This window comes from Pseudoalteromonas sp. McH1-7 (assembly GCF_013366255.1).
GTDB lineage: Bacteria > Pseudomonadota > Gammaproteobacteria > Enterobacterales > Alteromonadaceae > Pseudoalteromonas > Pseudoalteromonas peptidolytica.
This window is the reverse complement of sequence record NZ_JABWPQ010000031.1, coordinates 26884-46252: the sequence shown is the minus strand read 5'-3', so window position 1 is coordinate 46252 and position 19369 is coordinate 26884. Positions and strand designations below refer to the sequence as shown.

The window sequence follows — 19369 nt, the reverse complement described above, 5'->3', positions numbered from 1 at the left end:
GCGAGAGCAGGACGCGGGAGCGGTGTTTTCCCTAAAACTCTCTGGCTAGACAAGAAAAAACTAAGTTGTACTTTAGCAACAATGAGTTGGAACATTCCTTATCCAAACCTCAGGTTAAATAACCTGAATGGGGATAAAGCCCTCCCAACTCAAATAGCCGCCAGGTGCTTTACGCAACTTCGCGGCTATTTTCTCTGTCAACTCTCGAATTGATGTGGCGAAATACTTAATTTGACTTCAGTCACTGTTGCGCTGCGTTGGTAAATCACTTAAATACTCAACAAATTCAATTTCAAAGCCTGCTGGGTCAATAAAATAGACATTTTTTCTATATGGATGCTGCGCACCCACTTTATCAACGTCGTATCCCGCCTCTGTTAGCCGCTTTACAACACTTGCTATATTTTGTACAACATAGGCAAAGTGTGCAAAGCCAACTTGGTGACCTGTAAGTACCCTGTTTTGCCCCTCTCCGTGATCGCTAAATGCAATATAGTGATAGTCATCGCCGAAGTGCAGCCAATTCCGTGATTTTCCGTGCCACTCTCCTTGCCCCTGACTTCTCACCTTCCAATGTGGGAAAGCCGCTTGATAAAATGCCAGTGTTGCTTTTAGGTCGCTTACAACTAAGTTTACATGCTCTAAATACATATACTATTCCTTACTTTACGCTCGATGCGCACTTCGATGTGTTGTTGATACGCTGCACACCATAAAACCTTAAGTTATGTTTAGGTAAAGCGATTTTTTAATAAAGAGCAAAGTTACAGCGCATATTTCGACATCAGGAATATTCAGTAATACCGATTATCTTCATTAAGTGGTCTATGTTGAGGCGAGAAAGTTTCGCTATTTAATTGTACTAAATGAGAAATTTTTAACGCAGTTAGCGTCAGGTTTACTCCTTCACATTGACCAAGTATTAAGGCTTATTGGTATAACCTAAGCGTGAGGTAACAGCTTACTCTCTTAAGTTATTACACCCTGCTATAGGGTAAATCTGCTTGCATTAGGCCAGAGTCAGAGAAATACAGCATTGTATTAGTAAACAGCAGCGCGTTCATCGCAAAGAGTTGATTAAGCCGTTATAAACGCCATAGTAGAGAAAATAATAAGCAACAGGATCAGCTATGAAACACTTTTTAGCAAGCGCAGCTATCGCCAGCACGGCATTGACACTGCAAGCTACTCCGCTACAACCAACCGATATTTTTAACCTTGAATACGCCAATCAAATAGACATCAGCAACAACGGCGACAAGGTATTCTTCGTGCGTAACCGCATGGACATCAAAAGCGACAGAAAAGTCAGCAATATTTGGTCTGTTGATCTGTCAACAAACGCGATGCAGCCTGTGACTTCTGGCCTCCACATGGACTATGCTCCAGTTCTGTCACCGAGCAATGACAGAGTCGCATTTATCTCCACTCGTGATGGTAGCAGCCAAATCTATGTGAAATGGCTAGATACCGGTGCCATTGCAAAAATCAGTAACTTAACTCATGGCCCATCAGGGCTGCACTGGTCACCAGATGGCAAAAGCCTCTATTTTAGCCAATTTGTACCAAGCCAAAAAGCACCTCCAGTTTCCATAAAAGGCAAGCCTGAAGGTGCAAAGTGGGCAAAGCCACCCGTGTTTATCGATGATGTGTATTACCGTGCTGATGGCGCAGGCTATACAGACTCTGGTTTTAATCATATTTTTAAGCTGGATGCCAATGGTGGGAATGCCAAACAAATCACCTCTGGTGATTTTAATCATAGCGGCGTAATTAGCTTTGCTGACAATGGAAAAACCCTATATTTTTCAGCTAATCGCCATCAGGACAACCAACTAAACCCAGCCAATAGTGAAGTCTACAAGCTAGACTTAAGCTCACTTGAAATCACTGCGGTAACCGACCGAAAGGGGCCAGATAACCACCCCGCCGTCTCACCAGATGGTCGATACCTTGCCTACCTTGGCTATGACGATGAAAAAACCAATTATGAAAACAGCCTACTTTACATCAAAGACCTTAAATCTGGTGAGACCAAAACCTATGCCACCGATTTAGATAGAAGTCTAGACTCCGTTACATGGGCAGCCAATAGCCGTGGAGTCTATGTTAGCTACGATAATGAAGGTAAAACCACTTTAGCTTATCAGCCTTTAAAGGGACGTTTTGAACAAATAACCGATGCCATTGGTAGTGTTAGCTTTGGACGTCCATATTCAGGTGGCGATTATGCCATTAGCGACCGTGGCCTAGTTGCATTTACACTGGCAGATCCGCTACGACCCGCCGACGTTGCCATCGTTAAGCGCGGTGAGCCTAGGCCTATCACAGCACTAAATGAAGATGCTTTAGGCGATAAAACACTGGCAACCGTTGAAGAGGTCTGGTTAAAGTCAAAGCATGATCAATTGCCAATTCAGGCATGGGTTGCCTACCCTCCTGGGTTTGATAAATCCAAAAAATATCCACTTGTGCTTGAGATCCACGGCGGCCCAGTTGCTAATTATGGCCCACATTTTAGCGCTGAAGTTCAGCTTTTTGCCGCTCAAGGTAATGTTGTACTGTATATGAACCCACGCGGTAGTGACTCCTACGGCAAAGAGTTTGCACAAACTATTCACCATAATTACCCCAGCCATGATTTTGACGATCTCATGACTGGCGTCGATCACTTAATTGGTGAAGGATATATAGACAAGAGCCGCTTATTTGTTACCGGAGGTTCTGGTGGTGGCGTATTAACTGCGTGGACTGTTGGCCATACCGACAGATTTGCCGCCGCTGTAGTAGCAAAGCCTGTGATCAACTGGTATAGCTTTGTGTTAACTGCTGATTTCTATCCATTTTTTGCAGATTATTGGTTTCCTGGTAAGCCATGGGAGCATTTGGATCATTATATGAAGCGCTCGCCAATTAGCTATGTAGGTAACGTGAAAACACCGACTATGCTACTGACAGGGGAAGCCGATTATCGCACACCAATTTCAGAAACGGAGCAATATTATCAAGCGCTAAAACTGCAAGGAGTAGAAACCGCGATGGTGAGAATCCCAGACGCTTCACACGGCATTACCAAAAGGCCATCTAATCTATTAAATAAAGTGGCGTACATTCAGTGGTGGTTTGATAAGCACGATCCGAAGAAGTAGTAAATCACCTGAACTCGATAAAACACTGAGGTCAGCCGACCTCAGTGTGCTTTTAACTATTAAATTAACACTTAGACCAACTTGAAAGGTGAAAAGCATATTCACTTCATTTACAACCCTTCATGGTACAAACTAACCCTATGAAAAAATGGGGTTTTATTTTTCAGCAACTTTTTTACGCTTGCTATATTAAACGTACTTTCTATGGCGATTACTTGGAAAGTGTGAGCATATATTAGCAAGAAACGCAGATTACCTAACTAACAATACTTTTTCGCTTCAGTAGCGTGTACTTACTTATTATGACCGACTTATCTCAAATTTGCTCACGATATGAATAGCACTCATTGAGCCCTTATCAGTATAATTGCGAGCGTATTAGCAGCAGTACGCAGTAATGTTTATTTAGAAATTAGTTTTTTAAGGAGGATCAATATGGATTACCTTTCTCTAAACAGAAAAGCTTGGGAAGAAAGAGCGATTGCGCACTTTGATTCGACGTTTTATGACGTAAATAGTTTTTTAGCGGGAAAATCTTCACTAAATACAATTGAATGTGAGTTATTGGGGAGTGTGTCTGAGCAAAGCATACTTCACTTGCAGTGTCATTTTGGCTTGGATTCACTTTCACTTGCTCGACTTGGTGCCAAAGTTACGGGCGTCGATTTCTCGCAAGAGGCCATTAGACGCGCGAATACACTAGCACAGCAAACAAAGCTGGATGCAACTTTTATTTGTCAGGACATTGAAAAGTTTGGCAGCACCAATACCGACAAATTTAATATTGTATTTGCATCCTATGGTACGATTTGTTGGCTGCACGACCTTTCATCGTGGGCCACCACGATAGCCAATGCCCTGAAACCGGGAGGTCAGTTTTGCTTTGTTGAATTTCACCCAAGTATTGATCTTAATATGGGCTACTCATACTTTGCAAAGCAGCAACCCGATGTAACAACAGAGGCTACTTACACCGAAAACCAACAAAGCGATACTCAAACCATCGCTACTTGGCCTCACTCAATCGGCGAGGTGCTCACTGCACTAATGCAAGCAGGCCTTACAATCACACACTTCGATGAACATCCTTTTAGTCCGTATAACTGTTTTGACGGGCTTGAGGCTGTGCCTGGACATGGTTTCCAGTTACTTCACAAAGGTCAGCAAGTCCCTTTACTATTTTCAGTCATGGCAAAAAAACATGCAAATGAGTAGTTTGCGTGTTTTAAGCTTTTTGTTCAGAAAAGTTACCAACCTTTAGACATTTGCTTGAATCGTCGTATTTGTCTTCACTTCGCTCAAATTCCATAACAATGCTTTTTTAAAAACTGTTTGATCCACCATCAAAACCCAACATTGAACATCAAAAAATTAACCTTTAGTTATCAAAAAAATATTGAAAGGTATTTTTATAAGTTTCTTATAATTTTGATCTAACTTAAGCGAAATTACAAATAAAAGGTAAAACACTGTTATTTAATAAAAAATAACGATTCATTTTTCCGAATGCTGTGATTTATTTTTCTGGATTTTCTCTTTTTGATTTGTGAACTAAAGTTTAACGCGAACGTTACGACCAATTTATTCAAAGGGGAGCACCCATGAACAAAAAATCAAGAACGATGTTATCAGCTGTTGCACTTGCAGTGACAACGACTTTATCTGCACCAAGTTTTGCAGCGATAAGCGAAGCAAAAACCAACCAATTTTGGTGGCCAGAACAATTAAACCTCAGCCCTCTAAGACAGCATAGTCCAGAATCAAATCCATACGGAGCAAACTTTGACTACGCAGCCGAATTTAGCAAGCTTGACCTAACACAGGTTAAACAGGATATTGAACGCACACTCACCGACTCACAAGATTGGTGGCCAGCCGATTGGGGGCATTATGGTCCATTTATGATCCGCATGGCTTGGCACAGCGCAGGAGTGTATCGTGTTCATGACGGTAGAGGCGGTGCAGCAGGTGGTCAGCAGCGTTTTGATCCTTTAAATAGTTGGCCAGACAATGCCAATCTAGACAAAGCAAGAAGACTATTATGGCCTATCAAGCAAAAGTATGGTCGTAGTCTGTCTTGGGCGGATCTTATGGTACTTGCAGGAAACGTAGCACTTGAGTCAATGGGCTTTAAAACCTTTGGCTTTGCTGGTGGTCGTCAAGATGACTGGGAGCCAGATCTCGTTTATTGGGGTCCTGAAGACGCTTTCTTAAAAGACGAGCGACGCGACAAAAAAGGCAAATTGAAAGGGCCGCTTGCCGCAGTTGAAATGGGACTGATTTATGTCAACCCTGAAGGTCCCCATGGTAAACCAGACCCACTCCTTGCAGCAAAAGATATTCGCATGTCATTTGGACGCATGGCAATGAACGACGAAGAAGTTGTTGCGCTTATCGCCGGTGGCCATACGTTTGGTAAAGCACATGGAGCCAAAAAACCGTCTGACTGTGTGGGTAAAGAACCCGCTGCAGCAGCAATAGAAGAGCAAGGCCTTGGATGGAAAAACAAGTGCGGAACCGGTAAAGGTGCAGATACAACAACCAGTGGTTTAGAAGGCGCTTGGACAGTAACCCCAACTCAGTGGTCAACAAACTACTTAGATAATCTGATGAACTTTAACTGGGTAATAACGAAAAGCCCAGCGGGAGCAACACAGTGGATCCCAGATAACAAGGCCGCAGCCAACTTAGTACCAGATGCACACATAAAAGGTAAGCGCCATGCACCTATTATGTTTACTACAGATATCGCGCTAAAAGAAGATCCTGAATATCGCAAAATTGTTGAACGTTTTCGCAAAGATCCAAAGCAATACGAAGAGGCCTTTGCAAAGGCTTGGTTTAAGCTAACACACCGAGATATGGGACCACGCGCCCGTTATATCGGCGCTGAAGTACCGAGTGAAGTACTTACATGGCAAGACCCAATTCCTCAAGCTGATCACCAGACAATTGACGATAAAGATATTAAGACGCTGAAGCAATCTATCCTCGACTCTGGCCTGACAACACAAGCGCTGATCAGAACCGCATGGTCAGCAGCATCAAGTCACCGTGTGACTGACATGCGAGGTGGTGCAAATGGCGGGCGTTTACGTCTTGAGCCACAGATCAGCTGGGAAATTAACAATCCAGAAGAGGTAAAAAAAGTACTGGCCAAGCTGGAAGACATTCAAACCAACTTCAATAAACGCGCAGGCAAAAAAGCAGTATCTATCGCGGATCTTATTGTATTAGGTGGTGCCGCTGCTATTGAAAAAGCAGCAAGTGATGCCGGACACAACATCAGTGTACCGTTCACCCCAGGTCGAACAGATGCCTCACAAGCACAAACTGATGTGCTCTCGTTTAGCTACTTAGAGCCAAAAGCCGACGCATTTCGTAACTACTACAGTAAGGATGCCTATATGTCACCAGCTGACATGTTGGTAGACAAAGCCAATATGCTAGATCTCTCCGTGCCAGAAATGACCGTGTTACTTGGAGGTCTACGTGCGTTAGATGCCAACTATCAAGGTGTTGATCACGGTGTATTTACCGACAAGCCAGGACAATTAAGTAACGACTTTTTTGTCAACCTGCTTGATATGTCAACCAAGTGGTCGAAAGTGGATGGTCAAGAGGGCTTATATGAAGGTCGTGACCGTAAAACTGGTGAAATCAAGTGGACGGCAACACCTGTGGATTTAATCTTTGGCTCAAACTCTGAACTTCGTGCAGTTACAGAAGTGTATGCCTCAGACGATGCCAAGCAGAAGTTTGTTGATGATTTTATCGCAGCTTGGGTAAAAGTCATGCAACTGGACCGCTTTGACCTAAAATAACCGCGCTCACTCAACAGGGTCTACACTAGACCCTGTTGTATCTAGCCTGAGGCTTTAGCCCTACTCTGGCAACAAGACCTGCGCCTGTCGGCAAAGCTAAGTTACACGCCAAGCGCTGACTCAAATTATTGCAACGCCAAATTGGTTCTAGGCAAAGAGGTAAAACACAGACGCGTTTGCATTTCACCTGTTACCAATTCAGTTTGTGTAATGTCCCAGCTATTATAGAGACGTAGCTGTTTATCCTGTTGCACATAATAAAACCCTAGCTGATCCAACCGCGAAGCCCACCTAAACGCTAAAGCCAGATCGCAACGGATAAAAACACTCAGCTCTCGGTATAACATGGGTTTATCACCGCCCCAAAGCAATTGATAAGGCCTATTGGCACGCTGTAAAGCCCCTTGCCAAAATCGTGAAAGCCGCTCATTCTTAGTTGCACTTTGTATCTCACCGCTAGGATTCCAGAGGCTGATAATCGCCCCTGAAGCTTCAAAGCGCAGTGGCCGTGTTGGTCTAAAATACACATCCAAGTATAGTTGCCATAAATCTGGTTCAATTCTCATTTGTTATACCAATTTGCTTAATTAAGTGGTCTATTTTGAGGCGAGAAAATCTTGTCGATAACACCGCTTCCGCGTCCTGCTCACGCCGAGGTACCTACGTCCTGTAGGCAAGGCAAAAATTTTGCTATTTAGTTGTTCTAAATGAGAAATTTTTAACGCTGTTAGCGTCAGATTTACTCCTTCAAATTTAGCAAGTATTAAGTCAAATTGGTATTACACCTTATCTTGATATGTGACTTAGGCAAAAAGTTTAAAGCTTTATTCCTTTATTATGCTAGCTCTCAAATGAAAATAACCTTATGCGCCTGCGGGAGGCGCGACCCTACATTGCACTGGTCGATTTTCCGTGGCGTGGTTTCAATCCACGCGCCTGCGGGAGGCGCGACTCGCATAGAAAACGCGCTGTTTAGATTGGATTTCGTTTCAATCCACGCGCCTGCGGGAGGCGTGACAAAATCAAACTCTATTAGTTGATGGTATCAGCAGTTTCAATCCACGCGCCTGCGGGAGACGCGACATATTTCTCAAAAACACCTATAGTGCGCGGATCAGTTTCAATCCACGCGCCTGCGGGAGACGCGACTGTGACAATTGGCCCGGTGACAGGTGGTAAGAATGGTTTCAATCCACGCGCCTGCGGGAGACGCGACAAAAGTTTTGATGCTTCAGGTTGATTTTTGCGCCTGTTTCAATCCACGCGCCTGCGGGAGACGCGACTTGTTATCCCGTAAGACAACTACTGGTTTATGTTGTTTCAATCCACGCGCCAGCGGGAGACGCGACCAAGCTATTGCGGCACTGGTTCGCCAGGAACTGGTTTCAATCCACGCGCCTGCGGGAGACGCGACATGAGGCGTTAACTCAACTCAATAATACTGCCATGTTTCAATCCACGCGCCTGCGGGAGACGCGACTGGTCTAGTTGTTTTAGGCGCTTTGTATCTGATGTTTCAATCCACGCGCCTGCGGGAGACGCGACCTTTGTATTTATTCTAGTGTCCTGTATGGACATGTTTCAATCCACGCGCCTGCGGGAGACGCGACCAATTGGAGGCAAAGATATGCTAACCACACTAGGTTTCAATCCACGCGCCTGCGGGAGACGCGACCTTGCCAGCGAAGTCATAGCAGCCCGCGCACCAGTTTCAATCCACGCGCCTGCGGGAGACGCGACGAAATGGATTAAAGACACATTCAAGGAAGAGTTGTTTCAATCCACGCGCCTGCGGGAGACGCGACTTACGTTAACTAGCTATGATGCCAAGCGCAAAGTAGTTTCAATCCACGCGCCTGCGGGAGACGCGACAATAGTGTTGCGTCCTCATTGAGTAGGGCGCTTTGTTTCAATCCACGCGCCTGCGGGAGACGCGACGAATACGCTAAACCAATCACATATAGACGCAATTGTTTCAATCCACGCGCCTGCGGGAGACGCGACTCGTCAACACTACCAATGGCAAATTAATAGGCCGTTTCAATCCACGCGCCTGCGGGAGACGCGACATTAGATAGTAGCGGCTCTGGACATATCTTAAATGTTTCAATCCACGCGCCTGCGGGAGACGCGACTGTTCGGACTTTCAGCGCCTCTTACATCGATTGAGTTTCAATCCACGCGCCTGCGGGAGACGCGACTGCCTTGCTCTTTACGCTTTTGCTTTTGGACTGAGTTTCAATCCACGCGCCTGCGGGAGACGCGACTTACCCGATGAAAATCTATTTAATAACGGACAAAGTTTCAATCCACGCGCCTGCGGGAGACGCGACCCCCACTAAAAGCAGTTTCAAAGCTGTATATTCTGTTTCAATCCACGCGCCTGCGGGAGACGCGACGAAGCAGATCAGCAAGCAATAGACACAATTGCAGTTTCAATCCACGCGCCTGCGGGAGACGCGACGCTCAAGATGCAGCTAGAGGTTGTGGCGAACAAGTTTCAATCCACGCGCCTGCGGGAGACGCGACTGTTTGCTCTATATGCACCAACACTTTTAGTAATGTTTCAATCCACGCGCCTGCGGGAGACGCGACTGCCTTGCTTTCAAGGCACAACAACCCTAGCACGGATTGCTGTTTTCCGCTAACTGTCAATTAAATGGGGTATAAGGCCCGTTTAACTGGCGCAAAAAAGGAATTTTTCCATATTTTTAAATAACTTATAAAATCGCTAGATCCCTGGGGTTTTGATGAGTACGCTGCCCTAGCGATTTAATCGACTTCATATTTTATACCATACACTATGTAAAAAACTTAACCCCTGTCAATCGCGACTTATATACAGCAATAATTTGTCAGTACAGCTAACAACGCACGCTACAACACGCTTTGTGCCTATCAGCATGGATCATTTGGTCAATACGGCCACTCGCTTGCGTTCATTTTCAGTAAAACTCTTTATTAATAGGGCTTCAATCTGCTCTGTTGCCATTGGGGTATTACCATACTCGGCTAAAATGGTTTGTTTTTGCGCTTGAAACGTGTGCAGCTTTTGCTGCCAATCTAGGTCTTGCTGTGTTACTTCAAGCACACGCATCGCAACGTCATCACCAAAATCAGCACTTAATTCGTTGTAACTTCGTTGCTTGAGGTTAGCGTGTAAATCATGAAGCTGCGCCGTCGCACGAAACAAAGACTGCTCGGGCTTTGAAAGCTGACTGATATTTGCTTCTATAAGTTGCTGTTTTTGCGCATCGCTTAAGCGAGTGTCTGATAAAATCTGCCAACGGTTCACTGTTTGCCTATCCCATGCGTTATCCTCCTCAAACCACAGCACAATTAGCTCTTTGGTAAAAAAACGACGCTGTAAGGCGTGCAATTGCTCAAGCCGCTCTGACAAATTAAGCTGCTCATCCACTTGCCCTAATGCTTGTTTAAACTCCACATATCTACCAGCTATTTGATGAAGGCACTCAGGCAATAAACTTAGGTGATCAGCCCACTGCTCAACTTCTTGTAAATTCTGTAATGCAAAAAGCCAGTCATCGATTAGATATTTATCCTCTTTACTGAAAGGCTTGCACTCAGCACTCACAGATACCGAATTGATAGATTGTGGAGCCTTACTCTGTTCGTATTTAAGAGCAGGTGCAGTCACTAACTGGGGGAAATGACTTGACCGTTGCTGCTGAGTAAAAATCAGTAACATACTCAGAAATACGATAAGCAGCAGGCTCCACTTTTTCATAGTGCTAATGCCTTCAAGCGGCGGATATGTTGTCTATAAACTGTTAATGGATCAGTTTCAAACAGATGGTGAATGCCAATTGTTTGGTTTACCTGATCTAAGTGGTTCATTTTGAATTGGTTATTAATCACTTGGCCTAAATTACTAGAGCAAGCCGACACCAAACCATCGTTGGCTTCATCAAATACTTGTGAGAACAAGGCTAAAGCATTGTCGGCAGGGTCAAAAACATTCGTCCATGCTTTGCTGCCACTCCAAGAAAAATAATGTACGCCATTACTGGCTAGGCTTTGTGTTTCAGCGCAGTAGCTACTCGGCACACCTTCAGGATATTTTTGATTGAATGCCAAGGTTCCTGCTGTTGTTAAGGCGCTGAGTGCTTCTAGCGCGTCTTTTGGTGCGCCTGACTTACCTGACAGTAAATCAATTAGTCCTGCAAGCGCGTTAGCAAGGGAAGCTAAAAACTGCTCTGAGAATGAGCCACTATCAACGCCACCACGCACCACATCCGCAAATCGACTGCCCCAATTAACGCCACCGATACTGGTTACAGACGCTACCCACTCAGGTTTTACCGAGGCCACATAGCGGATAGTTTGTGCACCTTGGCTGTGGCCGATTAAATTAACTTTTTCTTGCCCTGTTAATGCTCTCACTATTGCGACTTGCGCCAACAACTGCTCGCCACGCAATTCTGAATTATGGGCAGAAGATACTTGTGCAACATATACCTGACCACCTTCTTCTTGAATAACTTGCGGGACGCGATAGAAATAATCTACACCCAGCAAATTATCAAAGCCAAACAACCCGTGCACTAATATCACCGGATATGTTAGCTGCTCTTCACTATGCGCGGGGGATCCCACGATTGCCAATACCCCAAATAGGGCGCCAAGAATTAACCTTTTCATGTACTTGCTCCAATTGTTACAATTTAATAACAATACAACTGTAGAGGACAATGGTCAGAGGTCAAGCCAGAATGATGTGTTAAATGAAATTTTAATGAATCAAAGGTAAACAAATGTAAATATAAAAAGGATGCAGAATGAGAAAATTAGTAACTGAATATCTACACTTTAAATTGTTGCTGCTGGTTTATTGTCTATATGAAGCTTGGATAAGAAGCAAGCTGGCTCATCCAAGCTTCGGGATCAGCGTTTATTGACAATCTGCATGCGGATAGGTTGCCAAGCCATCAAGATGAACACGATAGCTATTTCCTGTAATCGGCGTTGTACCGTAATGCCCTGCATCAGCACCTATGGTAAAAGCCTGCGATGCTGGGATCCCTGCTTTAATAAAAGCTTCAGCGTCTGTTTTTGCATTACCGTAGGCGCGCACGACCTCTATACCTTGTGCTTCTAGGCGATTAATTTCAGCGGTTTTATACTCAGCCGTTTTGAATAAGCTGGTTTCGTTACTCAAAGAGGTGCGCAAAAACCCTTGCGGTAGGCCCATCCAATTTAACCAACCGCGTGTCCCTTTTGCATACCAATATACGCGCGCCGTCAAAAATACAGGTTGATAACCCAAATCTAAATAATGACGGACTAGATCGTATGCTCCGTCTTTTGGTGAGGCGTGATCTATTCCTGTATAGTCGCCGATTTGCTCCGCATCGGACTCTGTTAAGGTGCCATCAATATCAAACAACACAGCTTGAGTCCCAGGCTCTACCACGGTGACATAACCCTGCGCCCCAGTACCGTCAGCGGGCACCCCAGCGTATATACGATACTGTCCTGCAGGTAGCGCTGGCAAAGAAATAAAGGCCTTGCCATCGCCATTTGTCGTTTGCTCCCCAAGATAATGCCAGTTCGAGTCTGACTCACTGCGATAGTAAAACTCCACAGCTTCAAACTCTAAATCTTTATGGGTGATACTACCATAATCAAACTTTGCGGTGATCTGGGTTACGGTACCACTTGCTGTTACTTGATCATGCACCATATGGTAGCTCGGTAGCCAAGATAAATACTTATTAAAGTGATTAGAAAAGCTGCGCTTTTCCATATTAGGGGCAGCATACTGTGTTTCTAGCTCACTGATGTTGGGACACTTTGGGGCTGCTAGTGAAGAAAATGAAGCGAATAACGCAACGGCTAAAATAGAATGTCTCATGCACGACTCCGTGTTTATTATTGTCGATAACAAATACATCACTTGAGGATCACTTTGCTATTCTCAAGTGATAAAGCGCAAGGCACGATAATCATCGCCCTGTCATAAAACGCTAGAGCATAAACTCGAAATGTGTCAAATATGTTAAATCAATATTAATCCAAAATATAAACCCTACGCTGCTAAATTAGCCTGTATCCAGAAAACTCTATCGCATTAGAAGCACGTATTACTTTCCATTCAAGATAGCGACCATTGCTTCGATACTGACTTCCTGACATCCTCGTCGGTTACTACCGCTCCAAAGCGGGCTAAAGTCACCTTTCCCTTGCTTTTCGGCTGCAACGCGTAAAGGTGTCAACGCAGCAGATGCGTATGGGAAGCTTGGTGTTTGCTCGTAGATAAAATCAAGTGCAAGCATTAGCCGATTCTCAATCCCACGAGCTGGTCGACCGGAAAATACATTTGTCACAGCAGAAGGCTCAGCTAATGATTTAAGTGCATGACGATGAACTTGCGTGGTGTCAGCTTCATCACAGAGTAAAAAACTAGTACCTACTTGTGTTCCACATGCACCAAGTTTTTGCATCATCAACACATCTTGATGTGAAGCAATGCCACCTGCGGCAATCACCGGAATAGGTAACTTCTCAACCAGCTGTGCTACCAATTGTTTTGTTTGCAATTGCTCATCAAGTTTAGCTTCAGTAAACGTTGCTCGGTGACCACCAGCTTCAATTCCTTGAGCGATCACAATGTCTGCACCATTTTTTGCCAACCAAATTCCCTCTTCGACTGTTGTTGCTGAAGATAAAATCGTCGCTCCCCAAGACTTTACCTTTGCCACCAGTTCTGGCTTTGGTAAACCAAAGTGAAAGCTGATAACTGGAGGTCTGTAAGGAGCAATCGCCTCAGCCATCTCCTCATCAAATGGCCTCCTAAGTACACCAACCTCATTGTCGGGTGTTAGGCCAAATTCAGCATAATATGGTGCTAGTTTTTGTAGCCACTTACTTTGCTGTTGCGTATCCAACTTGGGCATATCATGGCAAAAAAAGTTAAGGTTGTACGGCTTGGATGTTTGTGCCCTAAAGTTTTTTATTTCACACACCACCTGCTCTGCGTTAAGCATGCCACATGGGATTGAGCCTAAAATTCCAGCCTTGCTTGCTGCGGCTGCTAAGCGCCAATTTTGCACGCCTGCCATTGGCGCTTGGATCATAGGAATTGAAATATTAAGTAATGTAGAAAGCTGCATTATAAAGTCCTTGTTTTTATCGTAGCGCTGATACGCTCATACACTATAAACACGCTCTGTGTGGGGCCAGCAACATAGTAAAACACAACCGTGTTCATTAGACACCTTTTTGCTCGTTGGCACTCGATTTTAACCTAACGCATACGTGCCTTCATCTCCTGCGTTTTTGGCATTGTAATCTAAAGTAATTTGCGTAGCGGCAGCCTTGAGTTACACTCTCGTAGATCTCACTGCGCAGTTTAAGGATGTACCATGCACGAGCATACACAACGTATCTGTGATTTTCTTAGCGAAATAAACTTACCCTACAAACTCCACTCAGTAGAAGCAGACACATTTTTACCTGGTTTAAAAACTGTCATGGGCACACTTTATATTGATACCGATAAACTCATGTACCCAGGTGATATACTTCATGAAAGCGGCCATATTGCAGTATGCGAGCCTATATATCGCAAGCAACTACATGAAGATGTGTATAAAAACGGACTAAAAAATGGCAGAGAAAAGCAAGCCATGCACGCTGAAGAAATGGCAGCAATTGCTTGGTCTGTGGCCGCAATCCAACATATTGGATTGCCAATTGAAGTCGTACTACACCAAGATGGCTATAAGGGGGCATCCTCAAACTTAATTGATGCCTTTAAGAGCGGCGGTGGACTTGGCTATCCACTGCTCGACGCATGGGAAATGACATGCCCTAAAGCGGGTTTTCCTAAAATGAAAATATGGATCAGAGAGCGTCGCTGGATTAATGAGTAGGTTAACTAGTGGTTCACATGAGGTTTTGTTCTTTTTGTCATCACCAACTCAGCTAAACAGCTAGGTTAGTGATGACATAGTGCTCCACTCTTAGAGGCTAAAACCAATTATCTTAATTAAGTGGTATTAGTTCTTGTGGAGACAGCTTACCGTCTTCATTGCTGTCTAGTTTATCAAAAATAGCCACGAGTGAATCTGATAATGCGGCTTCGCTTTTTGAGATGAACCCATCTTGGTCTAGGTCAAAGTCGCTAAACTCGGCTGCCATGACAGCACTTGACCCTAGTGCCGTAATGGCCAAACAAAGAGTGATTAGTGGTTTCATGATCCCTCCTAACCTTTAAAATTAGAAAATTCAGACGCACTAAGCTGACCATTTTTGTCCGCATCCAACTTCTCAAATTGACCAAGTAGTGAGGAGGACATCGAAGCCTCTTGCTGACTTATTTGACCATCTTTATCTTTGTCTACATCTTGAAATGACAAGGTCGCCGCAAGTGCCATTGTGCTCACTAATACGCCAATCGTTGTTGCACATACTGTTCTAAGTTTCATCACTATTCTCCTTACCATGCTAAATTAATTTGGCTTACACTCTTTTATTAGCCTTTGAAGTCGTTAAATTCAGACTGGCTTAACTGCCCATCTTGATCCGCGTCAAGGTCTTTAAACTGCGCCATTAAATTTGGATTCGCTTTAGACTCACCTAAAGAAATATAGCCATCCCCATCGGCATCATATTTATCAAAGTCTGCGCTGGCATGAGCTGCGACAGATGCAAAAGAAAGTACAAGAGTTGATAATGTGATTGCTAACGTTTTCATATTTGATTCCTCTAAAATAACTAAACTTGTTATGCCTGCTCCCCACCGTGCGTGTTGAAGCTTATACCAATTTGACTTAATACTTGCTCAATTTGAAGGAGTAAATCTGACGCTAACAGCGTTAAAAATTTCTCATTTAGAACAACTAAATATCAAAATTTTTGCCTAGTTATCGACAAGGTTTTCTCGCCTCAAAATAGACCACTTAATTAAGCAAATTGGTATTACTGTCGCTATGGCCATTCCAACTTTAGTGCCAAAATTAAAAAAGCAATATTTTTCAATATGTTAAATTTATTTATATGAGCGCATTCAGAGTCGATTCAGTAGCGTTGTTGCTATTTGGCAACACCAATCCAGAGAAGATAGAAAAAAGTTAAGTAATTCATAAAATTAAACTGTCGCATAAAAGCGACATAGTCAATAAGAGGTCTTTTAAAAGGAAAGTAAGTTTGCCGAAAAAACACCAAAACAATGGTTCTGTCACCATTGTAGCGAAAAAGCCATCGACATAATTTACAACATAGAAAAAAATAAGCTCATAAATATCAACTAGATATAAACACTCATGCTAATGTTAATCTATATTCGATAGATTTTTTGGTAGGAAATAAATACAAAAGGCAAATGTGTTGCTATTTGGCAACACATTTGCTTCATCGACGATACGTTGGATTAAGGCAGACAACGAATCAGTATCAATGCAGCGCTTTACCCATTAGATTGGCTTTTTAGCTCTTCCAGCATACGCTCGTCACCCATCAAGTTTTTCAAGATTGCTTTGACCTTTGGATCTGCTGCGTTTTCATAAAGAGACAACAAATCTTGCGCGATTTTCTTCTGCTGTTTAGGGTCTGAGCCGGACTGAAAATATTGTGACATCAGCCCTTCAGCAGCTAAGCTCTTTACGTAATCGTTCTGCTCTTGTTCAAGCATTTTCACAAACGATTGTGACAAACGCTCATCAACAATAGGAGTGCGTGACACTAGCTCTAATGCTTGTAATCTTAACTTTTCATCGTTCATGCTGTGCGTCATATTAAGAATGGATTCTACCGCTTGGTAATCATATTGCTCTAAGTCATTGCGGTTTAGCATAAACATATTCATTTGTAACTGACTCATTGCAGCTAACCGCTCTGCTGCTGGTAGACTGCTATTGAGGATTTTCTGTTTTAATTCGTTACTTACTTGGCTTGCATACTCAGGATCGGTTTTAATCCGCATTTCATAGTCTTCAGGTAAGTCTTCATAAAACCCATAAATTGGATTCTCTGCTTTCATTTCTGCTATTTTTTGCTGCTCACGCTTTTCTATTAGCGAAAACACCAAAGATTCAAATTCTTGAGGCGCTTGTTCAGACAACATTTCTGACTTTTCCATCGACAGCGCTTGTATACGCGACTCTAGCTTATCGATTCGGGTCAATAGCGCAGCAATATCTTGAGTTTGCTCGTTCGCTGTGCTTGCAAAGACATGGTATTGCGTTGCCTGCTCTGTAGATTGATAAGCGGGTGCAGGATAGACTTGAGTTGCAACAGGACTAGTCGCTAGCTTTGTTTGGATAACATTAAACCCAGAAAAAGCTAATGCAAGAACCGAACAAGAAAGCGCAATATTGAGTTTAAGATTTGACATGAGCAAGTTACCCTTTGAAAAAGTAGCAATGTAATACATCTGCAAGATAAATACTGTAAATGATTGTATTGTAAATTGATACAGCTTCGTCTAGTTAACCTAAACTTGGAGTAAGAAGTTATTTTTTAATACAAGGTACATTTGTGCGTCAATAGCTAGTCTATTACAAACCAGTTTAACGCAATAACAAGGGATAACAGCGGTTGGATAACAAGTTATTGTCCCAGACTCAGGTTATACCTATAGTTTAAATGAGGAGTGAGCTAACATATTGTTTTTTAAGTTTACCTTAATTTATACCAGAGCGCTTTAAAGCTGGCATAACGCCCCAGCACAGTCGATATAATGTAAAACGGAGTTTAATTGGAACCAATACTGGCTAAACAACACTATAAATTACATGTCCTAAGTTTGCTTGGCATCGCATTTATTATGGCTATCTTTGGTAATGGTGCACTGTGGCACAGTCACCAAGCGCTGCTACAGTGGTGGCTTCCAGCGGTGTCAGTGCTGCTGTTATTACACTTGGGATGGCGTATTAGGCAAGCTAGCTTGAGTGTTGGCACTACTACGCTGTATTTGGACATCAAACTCTGTTGGGTCGCGCTGCTGTTATGTAGCGGTGGAGATCTCATCAATGTTAACCCCTTACAGATTTACCATCGCCAAGATACCGTAATAAAGCACGACTACCTCATTGACTCAATTTGGTTATTTGCATCAGGTTATGGTCTTTTGCTGTGGCTACTCGTTAGAATGCTCAAACGGGAGTTCTCGCTCACAATCACCCAAACTACGCTATTAATCGTCGTGGCAGCAGTGTTGTCTTCACTGAGTTATTACCAACTCTATTTACCTAATATAAGTTTATATTCATTGCTTTTAAGTGCTGGCTATAGCTTTTTGGTGGCGTTACTTGCGGTGTTTGGTGGCTGGTTAGCGGTTCAAAATTTACGTCTTGGCTTGCGACTAAATTATGCTGTTGCCCTTGGCTTTATTCTAGCCATGGTTGCTGATGCTATCATCGGACAATTTTGGCTCTTTGCTAATAATGGCGAAGGGTATTTCCCCATTGCCAGACATGTAAATTGGATTATTTATATTAGTTCTCAAGCACTATTGTTGTTATTTCCTATCGCCCTGATACGCACTCACACAATGAACCAACACTTACGCTAAGCTACCACCACATAAAAAGGCCGAACAATGTCGGCCTTCTATCTACTTTGAACGTAAGCGTAGATATTATCTTTTTATGATCGCATTGTGATAAACGTTTTGTACGTCATCGACATCTTCTAGCATATTGATTAGCTTTTCGAATGTTTCAATCGCTTCTGCATCATCTATTTCTACATGTGTTTGCGGCACCCAAGTGATTTCATCCACTTCAAATGTGATGCCTTCAAATGCTTCTGTTAATGCAGTTTTTGCTTTGAAGTACTCAGTATGTGGAGCAAAAACCGATACCTGACCGTCTTCTACTTCCACGTCAGTCACATCGACATCAGCCATCATTAGCGCTTCCAAAACTGACTCGTCATCATCACCTGCAAAGCCAAGGATTGCAAAGTGATCAAACATATGCGCAACACAACCTGGACTTCCTAGGTTTGAGCCAGTTTTGGTAAACGGTAAGCGTACATCTTTGATAGTACGATTCATGTTATCTGTTAGGCAGTCAACGATGATCATGCTGTTACCTGGGCCATATCCTTCGTAACGTGCTGGCGTGTAGTCTTCACCGGCACCACCGGCTGCCTTTTCAATTGCTTTGTCGATTACGTGCGCAGGAACTTGATCTTTTTTTGCTTTATCGATTAAACGACGTAACGACAAGTTAGTTTCAGGATCTGCGCCGCCATTTTTAGCAACAACGTAAATCTCTTTTCCGTATTTTGAGTTTACTTTTGTTTTTGCCGCCGCCGTTTTTGCCATGGCGTTTTTGCGGACTTCAAATGCTCTGCCCATCTTAATGCTCGTTCTGTAAAAATTGTCGAAGATTTTACCAAGACATTTGAGTTACGGCTATACCCAAT

16 protein-coding genes and 1 CRISPR repeat array are annotated in these 19369 nt (G+C 43.4%); of the genes, 5 read left to right on the top strand and 11 right to left on the bottom strand.

The genetic code is table 11. The features are described from left to right. Positions 1-237: 237 nt before the first annotated feature. Positions 238-651 carry a VOC family protein gene (locus tag HUZ36_RS18900; protein ID WP_128732690.1) on the bottom strand — a complete coding sequence of 138 codons (414 nt, stop codon included), beginning with the start codon at positions 649-651 and terminating at the stop codon, positions 238-240. Positions 652-1130: 479 nt separating this feature from the next. Here HUZ36_RS18900 and HUZ36_RS18895 point away from each other — a divergent pair, with 479 nt between their 5' ends. The 3 genes from HUZ36_RS18895 to katG all read left to right on the top strand — a co-directional run bounded on the left by HUZ36_RS18895 (position 1131) and on the right by katG (position 6973). Next, positions 1131-3149, top strand: coding sequence for a S9 family peptidase (locus tag HUZ36_RS18895; protein WP_176033688.1), 2019 nt, complete (start codon positions 1131-1133; stop codon positions 3147-3149). A 435-nt stretch (positions 3150-3584) separates the two neighbouring features. After that, the gene (locus tag HUZ36_RS18890) at positions 3585-4364 is read left to right on the top strand and encodes a class I SAM-dependent methyltransferase (RefSeq protein WP_125252597.1); all 780 of its coding nucleotides are present in this window, start codon (positions 3585-3587) and stop codon (positions 4362-4364) included. Between the two features lie 386 nt (positions 4365-4750). Continuing rightward, complete coding sequence (katG, locus tag HUZ36_RS18885; protein ID WP_176033687.1) at positions 4751-6973, top strand: catalase/peroxidase HPI; 2223 nt, start codon at positions 4751-4753, stop codon at positions 6971-6973. A 125-nt stretch (positions 6974-7098) separates the two neighbouring features. On the opposite strand, the gene HUZ36_RS18880 is transcribed toward katG, so the two are convergent. From HUZ36_RS18880 to HUZ36_RS18860, 5 genes are all read right to left on the bottom strand, one after another. Further along, positions 7099-7539, bottom strand: coding sequence for a hypothetical protein (locus HUZ36_RS18880; RefSeq protein ID WP_176033686.1), 441 nt, complete (start codon positions 7537-7539; stop codon positions 7099-7101). A 354-nt stretch (positions 7540-7893) separates the two neighbouring features. Continuing rightward, positions 7894-9568: direct repeats of the CRISPR family, unit length 32 nt; unit sequence GTTTCAATCCACGCGCCTGCGGGAGACGCGAC. Positions 9569-9881: 313 nt separating this feature from the next. Beyond that, positions 9882-10721 carry a lipase chaperone family protein gene (locus tag HUZ36_RS18875; RefSeq protein ID WP_176033685.1) on the bottom strand — a complete coding sequence of 280 codons (840 nt, stop codon included), beginning with the start codon at positions 10719-10721 and terminating at the stop codon, positions 9882-9884. Next, positions 10718-11635 (bottom strand): esterase/lipase family protein, encoded by a 918-nt coding sequence (locus HUZ36_RS18870; protein ID WP_176033684.1) that lies wholly within the window; start codon positions 11633-11635, stop codon positions 10718-10720. The genes HUZ36_RS18875 and HUZ36_RS18870 overlap by 4 nt, the downstream gene beginning before the upstream one ends. A gap of 250 nt (positions 11636-11885) precedes the next feature. Beyond that, on the bottom strand, positions 11886-12848 hold the full coding sequence (locus HUZ36_RS18865) for an LNS2 domain-containing protein (RefSeq protein WP_128731908.1): 963 nt from the start codon (positions 12846-12848) through the stop codon (positions 11886-11888). 229 nt (positions 12849-13077) lie between these two features. Next, on the bottom strand, positions 13078-14106 hold the full coding sequence (locus tag HUZ36_RS18860) for an NAD(P)H-dependent flavin oxidoreductase (RefSeq protein ID WP_176033683.1): 1029 nt from the start codon (positions 14104-14106) through the stop codon (positions 13078-13080). A 252-nt stretch (positions 14107-14358) separates the two neighbouring features. On the opposite strand from HUZ36_RS18860, the gene HUZ36_RS18855 reads away from it, so the two are divergent. Continuing rightward, entirely contained in the window at positions 14359-14868 is a 510-nt protein-coding gene (locus HUZ36_RS18855) for a hypothetical protein (protein WP_125252591.1), read from the top strand. Positions 14869-14980: 112 nt separating this feature from the next. On the opposite strand, the gene HUZ36_RS18850 is transcribed toward HUZ36_RS18855, so the two are convergent. The 4 genes from HUZ36_RS18850 to HUZ36_RS18835 form a co-directional block, all read right to left on the bottom strand. After that, complete coding sequence (locus tag HUZ36_RS18850) at positions 14981-15193, bottom strand: EF-hand domain-containing protein (RefSeq protein WP_176033682.1); 213 nt, start codon at positions 15191-15193, stop codon at positions 14981-14983. A gap of 8 nt (positions 15194-15201) precedes the next feature. Next, on the bottom strand, positions 15202-15423 hold the full coding sequence (locus HUZ36_RS18845) for a crotonobetainyl-CoA--carnitine CoA-transferase (protein WP_125252589.1): 222 nt from the start codon (positions 15421-15423) through the stop codon (positions 15202-15204). Between the two features lie 47 nt (positions 15424-15470). Next, on the bottom strand, positions 15471-15692 hold the full coding sequence (locus HUZ36_RS18840; protein ID WP_128731904.1) for an EF-hand domain-containing protein: 222 nt from the start codon (positions 15690-15692) through the stop codon (positions 15471-15473). Between the two features lie 711 nt (positions 15693-16403). Further along, entirely contained in the window at positions 16404-17330 is a 927-nt protein-coding gene (locus HUZ36_RS18835; protein WP_176033681.1) for a hypothetical protein, read from the bottom strand. Positions 17331-17693: 363 nt separating this feature from the next. On the opposite strand from HUZ36_RS18835, the gene HUZ36_RS18830 reads away from it, so the two are divergent. After that, positions 17694-18509: a hypothetical protein gene (locus tag HUZ36_RS18830; protein WP_176033680.1), complete on the top strand. Its 816-nt coding sequence runs from the start codon at positions 17694-17696 to the stop codon at positions 18507-18509. Between the two features lie 66 nt (positions 18510-18575). Here HUZ36_RS18830 and HUZ36_RS18825 read toward each other — a convergent pair whose 3' ends face one another. Continuing rightward, positions 18576-19301, bottom strand: coding sequence for a YebC/PmpR family DNA-binding transcriptional regulator (locus HUZ36_RS18825; RefSeq protein WP_125252585.1), 726 nt, complete (start codon positions 19299-19301; stop codon positions 18576-18578). Positions 19302-19369 lie beyond the last annotated feature (68 nt).

Excerpts from the sequence above, each read along its gene's own strand:
- HUZ36_RS18900 (WP_128732690.1), bottom strand. The coding sequence starts at position 651 with ATGTATTTAGAGCATGTAAACTTAGTTGTAAGCGACCTAAAAGCAACA.
- HUZ36_RS18895 (WP_176033688.1), top strand. The coding sequence starts at position 1,131 with ATGAAACACTTTTTAGCAAGCGCAGCTATCGCCAGCACGGCATTGACA.
- HUZ36_RS18890 (WP_125252597.1), top strand. The coding sequence starts at position 3,585 with ATGGATTACCTTTCTCTAAACAGAAAAGCTTGGGAAGAAAGAGCGATT.
- katG (WP_176033687.1), top strand. The coding sequence starts at position 4,751 with ATGAACAAAAAATCAAGAACGATGTTATCAGCTGTTGCACTTGCAGTG.
- HUZ36_RS18880 (WP_176033686.1), bottom strand. The coding sequence starts at position 7,539 with ATGAGAATTGAACCAGATTTATGGCAACTATACTTGGATGTGTATTTT.
- HUZ36_RS18875 (WP_176033685.1), bottom strand. The coding sequence starts at position 10,721 with ATGAAAAAGTGGAGCCTGCTGCTTATCGTATTTCTGAGTATGTTACTG.
- HUZ36_RS18870 (WP_176033684.1), bottom strand. The coding sequence starts at position 11,635 with ATGAAAAGGTTAATTCTTGGCGCCCTATTTGGGGTATTGGCAATCGTG.
- HUZ36_RS18865 (WP_128731908.1), bottom strand. The coding sequence starts at position 12,848 with ATGAGACATTCTATTTTAGCCGTTGCGTTATTCGCTTCATTTTCTTCA.
- HUZ36_RS18860 (WP_176033683.1), bottom strand. The coding sequence starts at position 14,106 with ATGCAGCTTTCTACATTACTTAATATTTCAATTCCTATGATCCAAGCG.
- HUZ36_RS18855 (WP_125252591.1), top strand. The coding sequence starts at position 14,359 with ATGCACGAGCATACACAACGTATCTGTGATTTTCTTAGCGAAATAAAC.
- HUZ36_RS18850 (WP_176033682.1), bottom strand. The coding sequence starts at position 15,193 with ATGAAACCACTAATCACTCTTTGTTTGGCCATTACGGCACTAGGGTCA.
- HUZ36_RS18845 (WP_125252589.1), bottom strand. The coding sequence starts at position 15,423 with ATGAAACTTAGAACAGTATGTGCAACAACGATTGGCGTATTAGTGAGC.
- HUZ36_RS18840 (WP_128731904.1), bottom strand. The coding sequence starts at position 15,692 with ATGAAAACGTTAGCAATCACATTATCAACTCTTGTACTTTCTTTTGCA.
- HUZ36_RS18835 (WP_176033681.1), bottom strand. The coding sequence starts at position 17,330 with ATGTCAAATCTTAAACTCAATATTGCGCTTTCTTGTTCGGTTCTTGCA.
- HUZ36_RS18825 (WP_125252585.1), bottom strand. The coding sequence starts at position 19,301 with ATGGGCAGAGCATTTGAAGTCCGCAAAAACGCCATGGCAAAAACGGCG.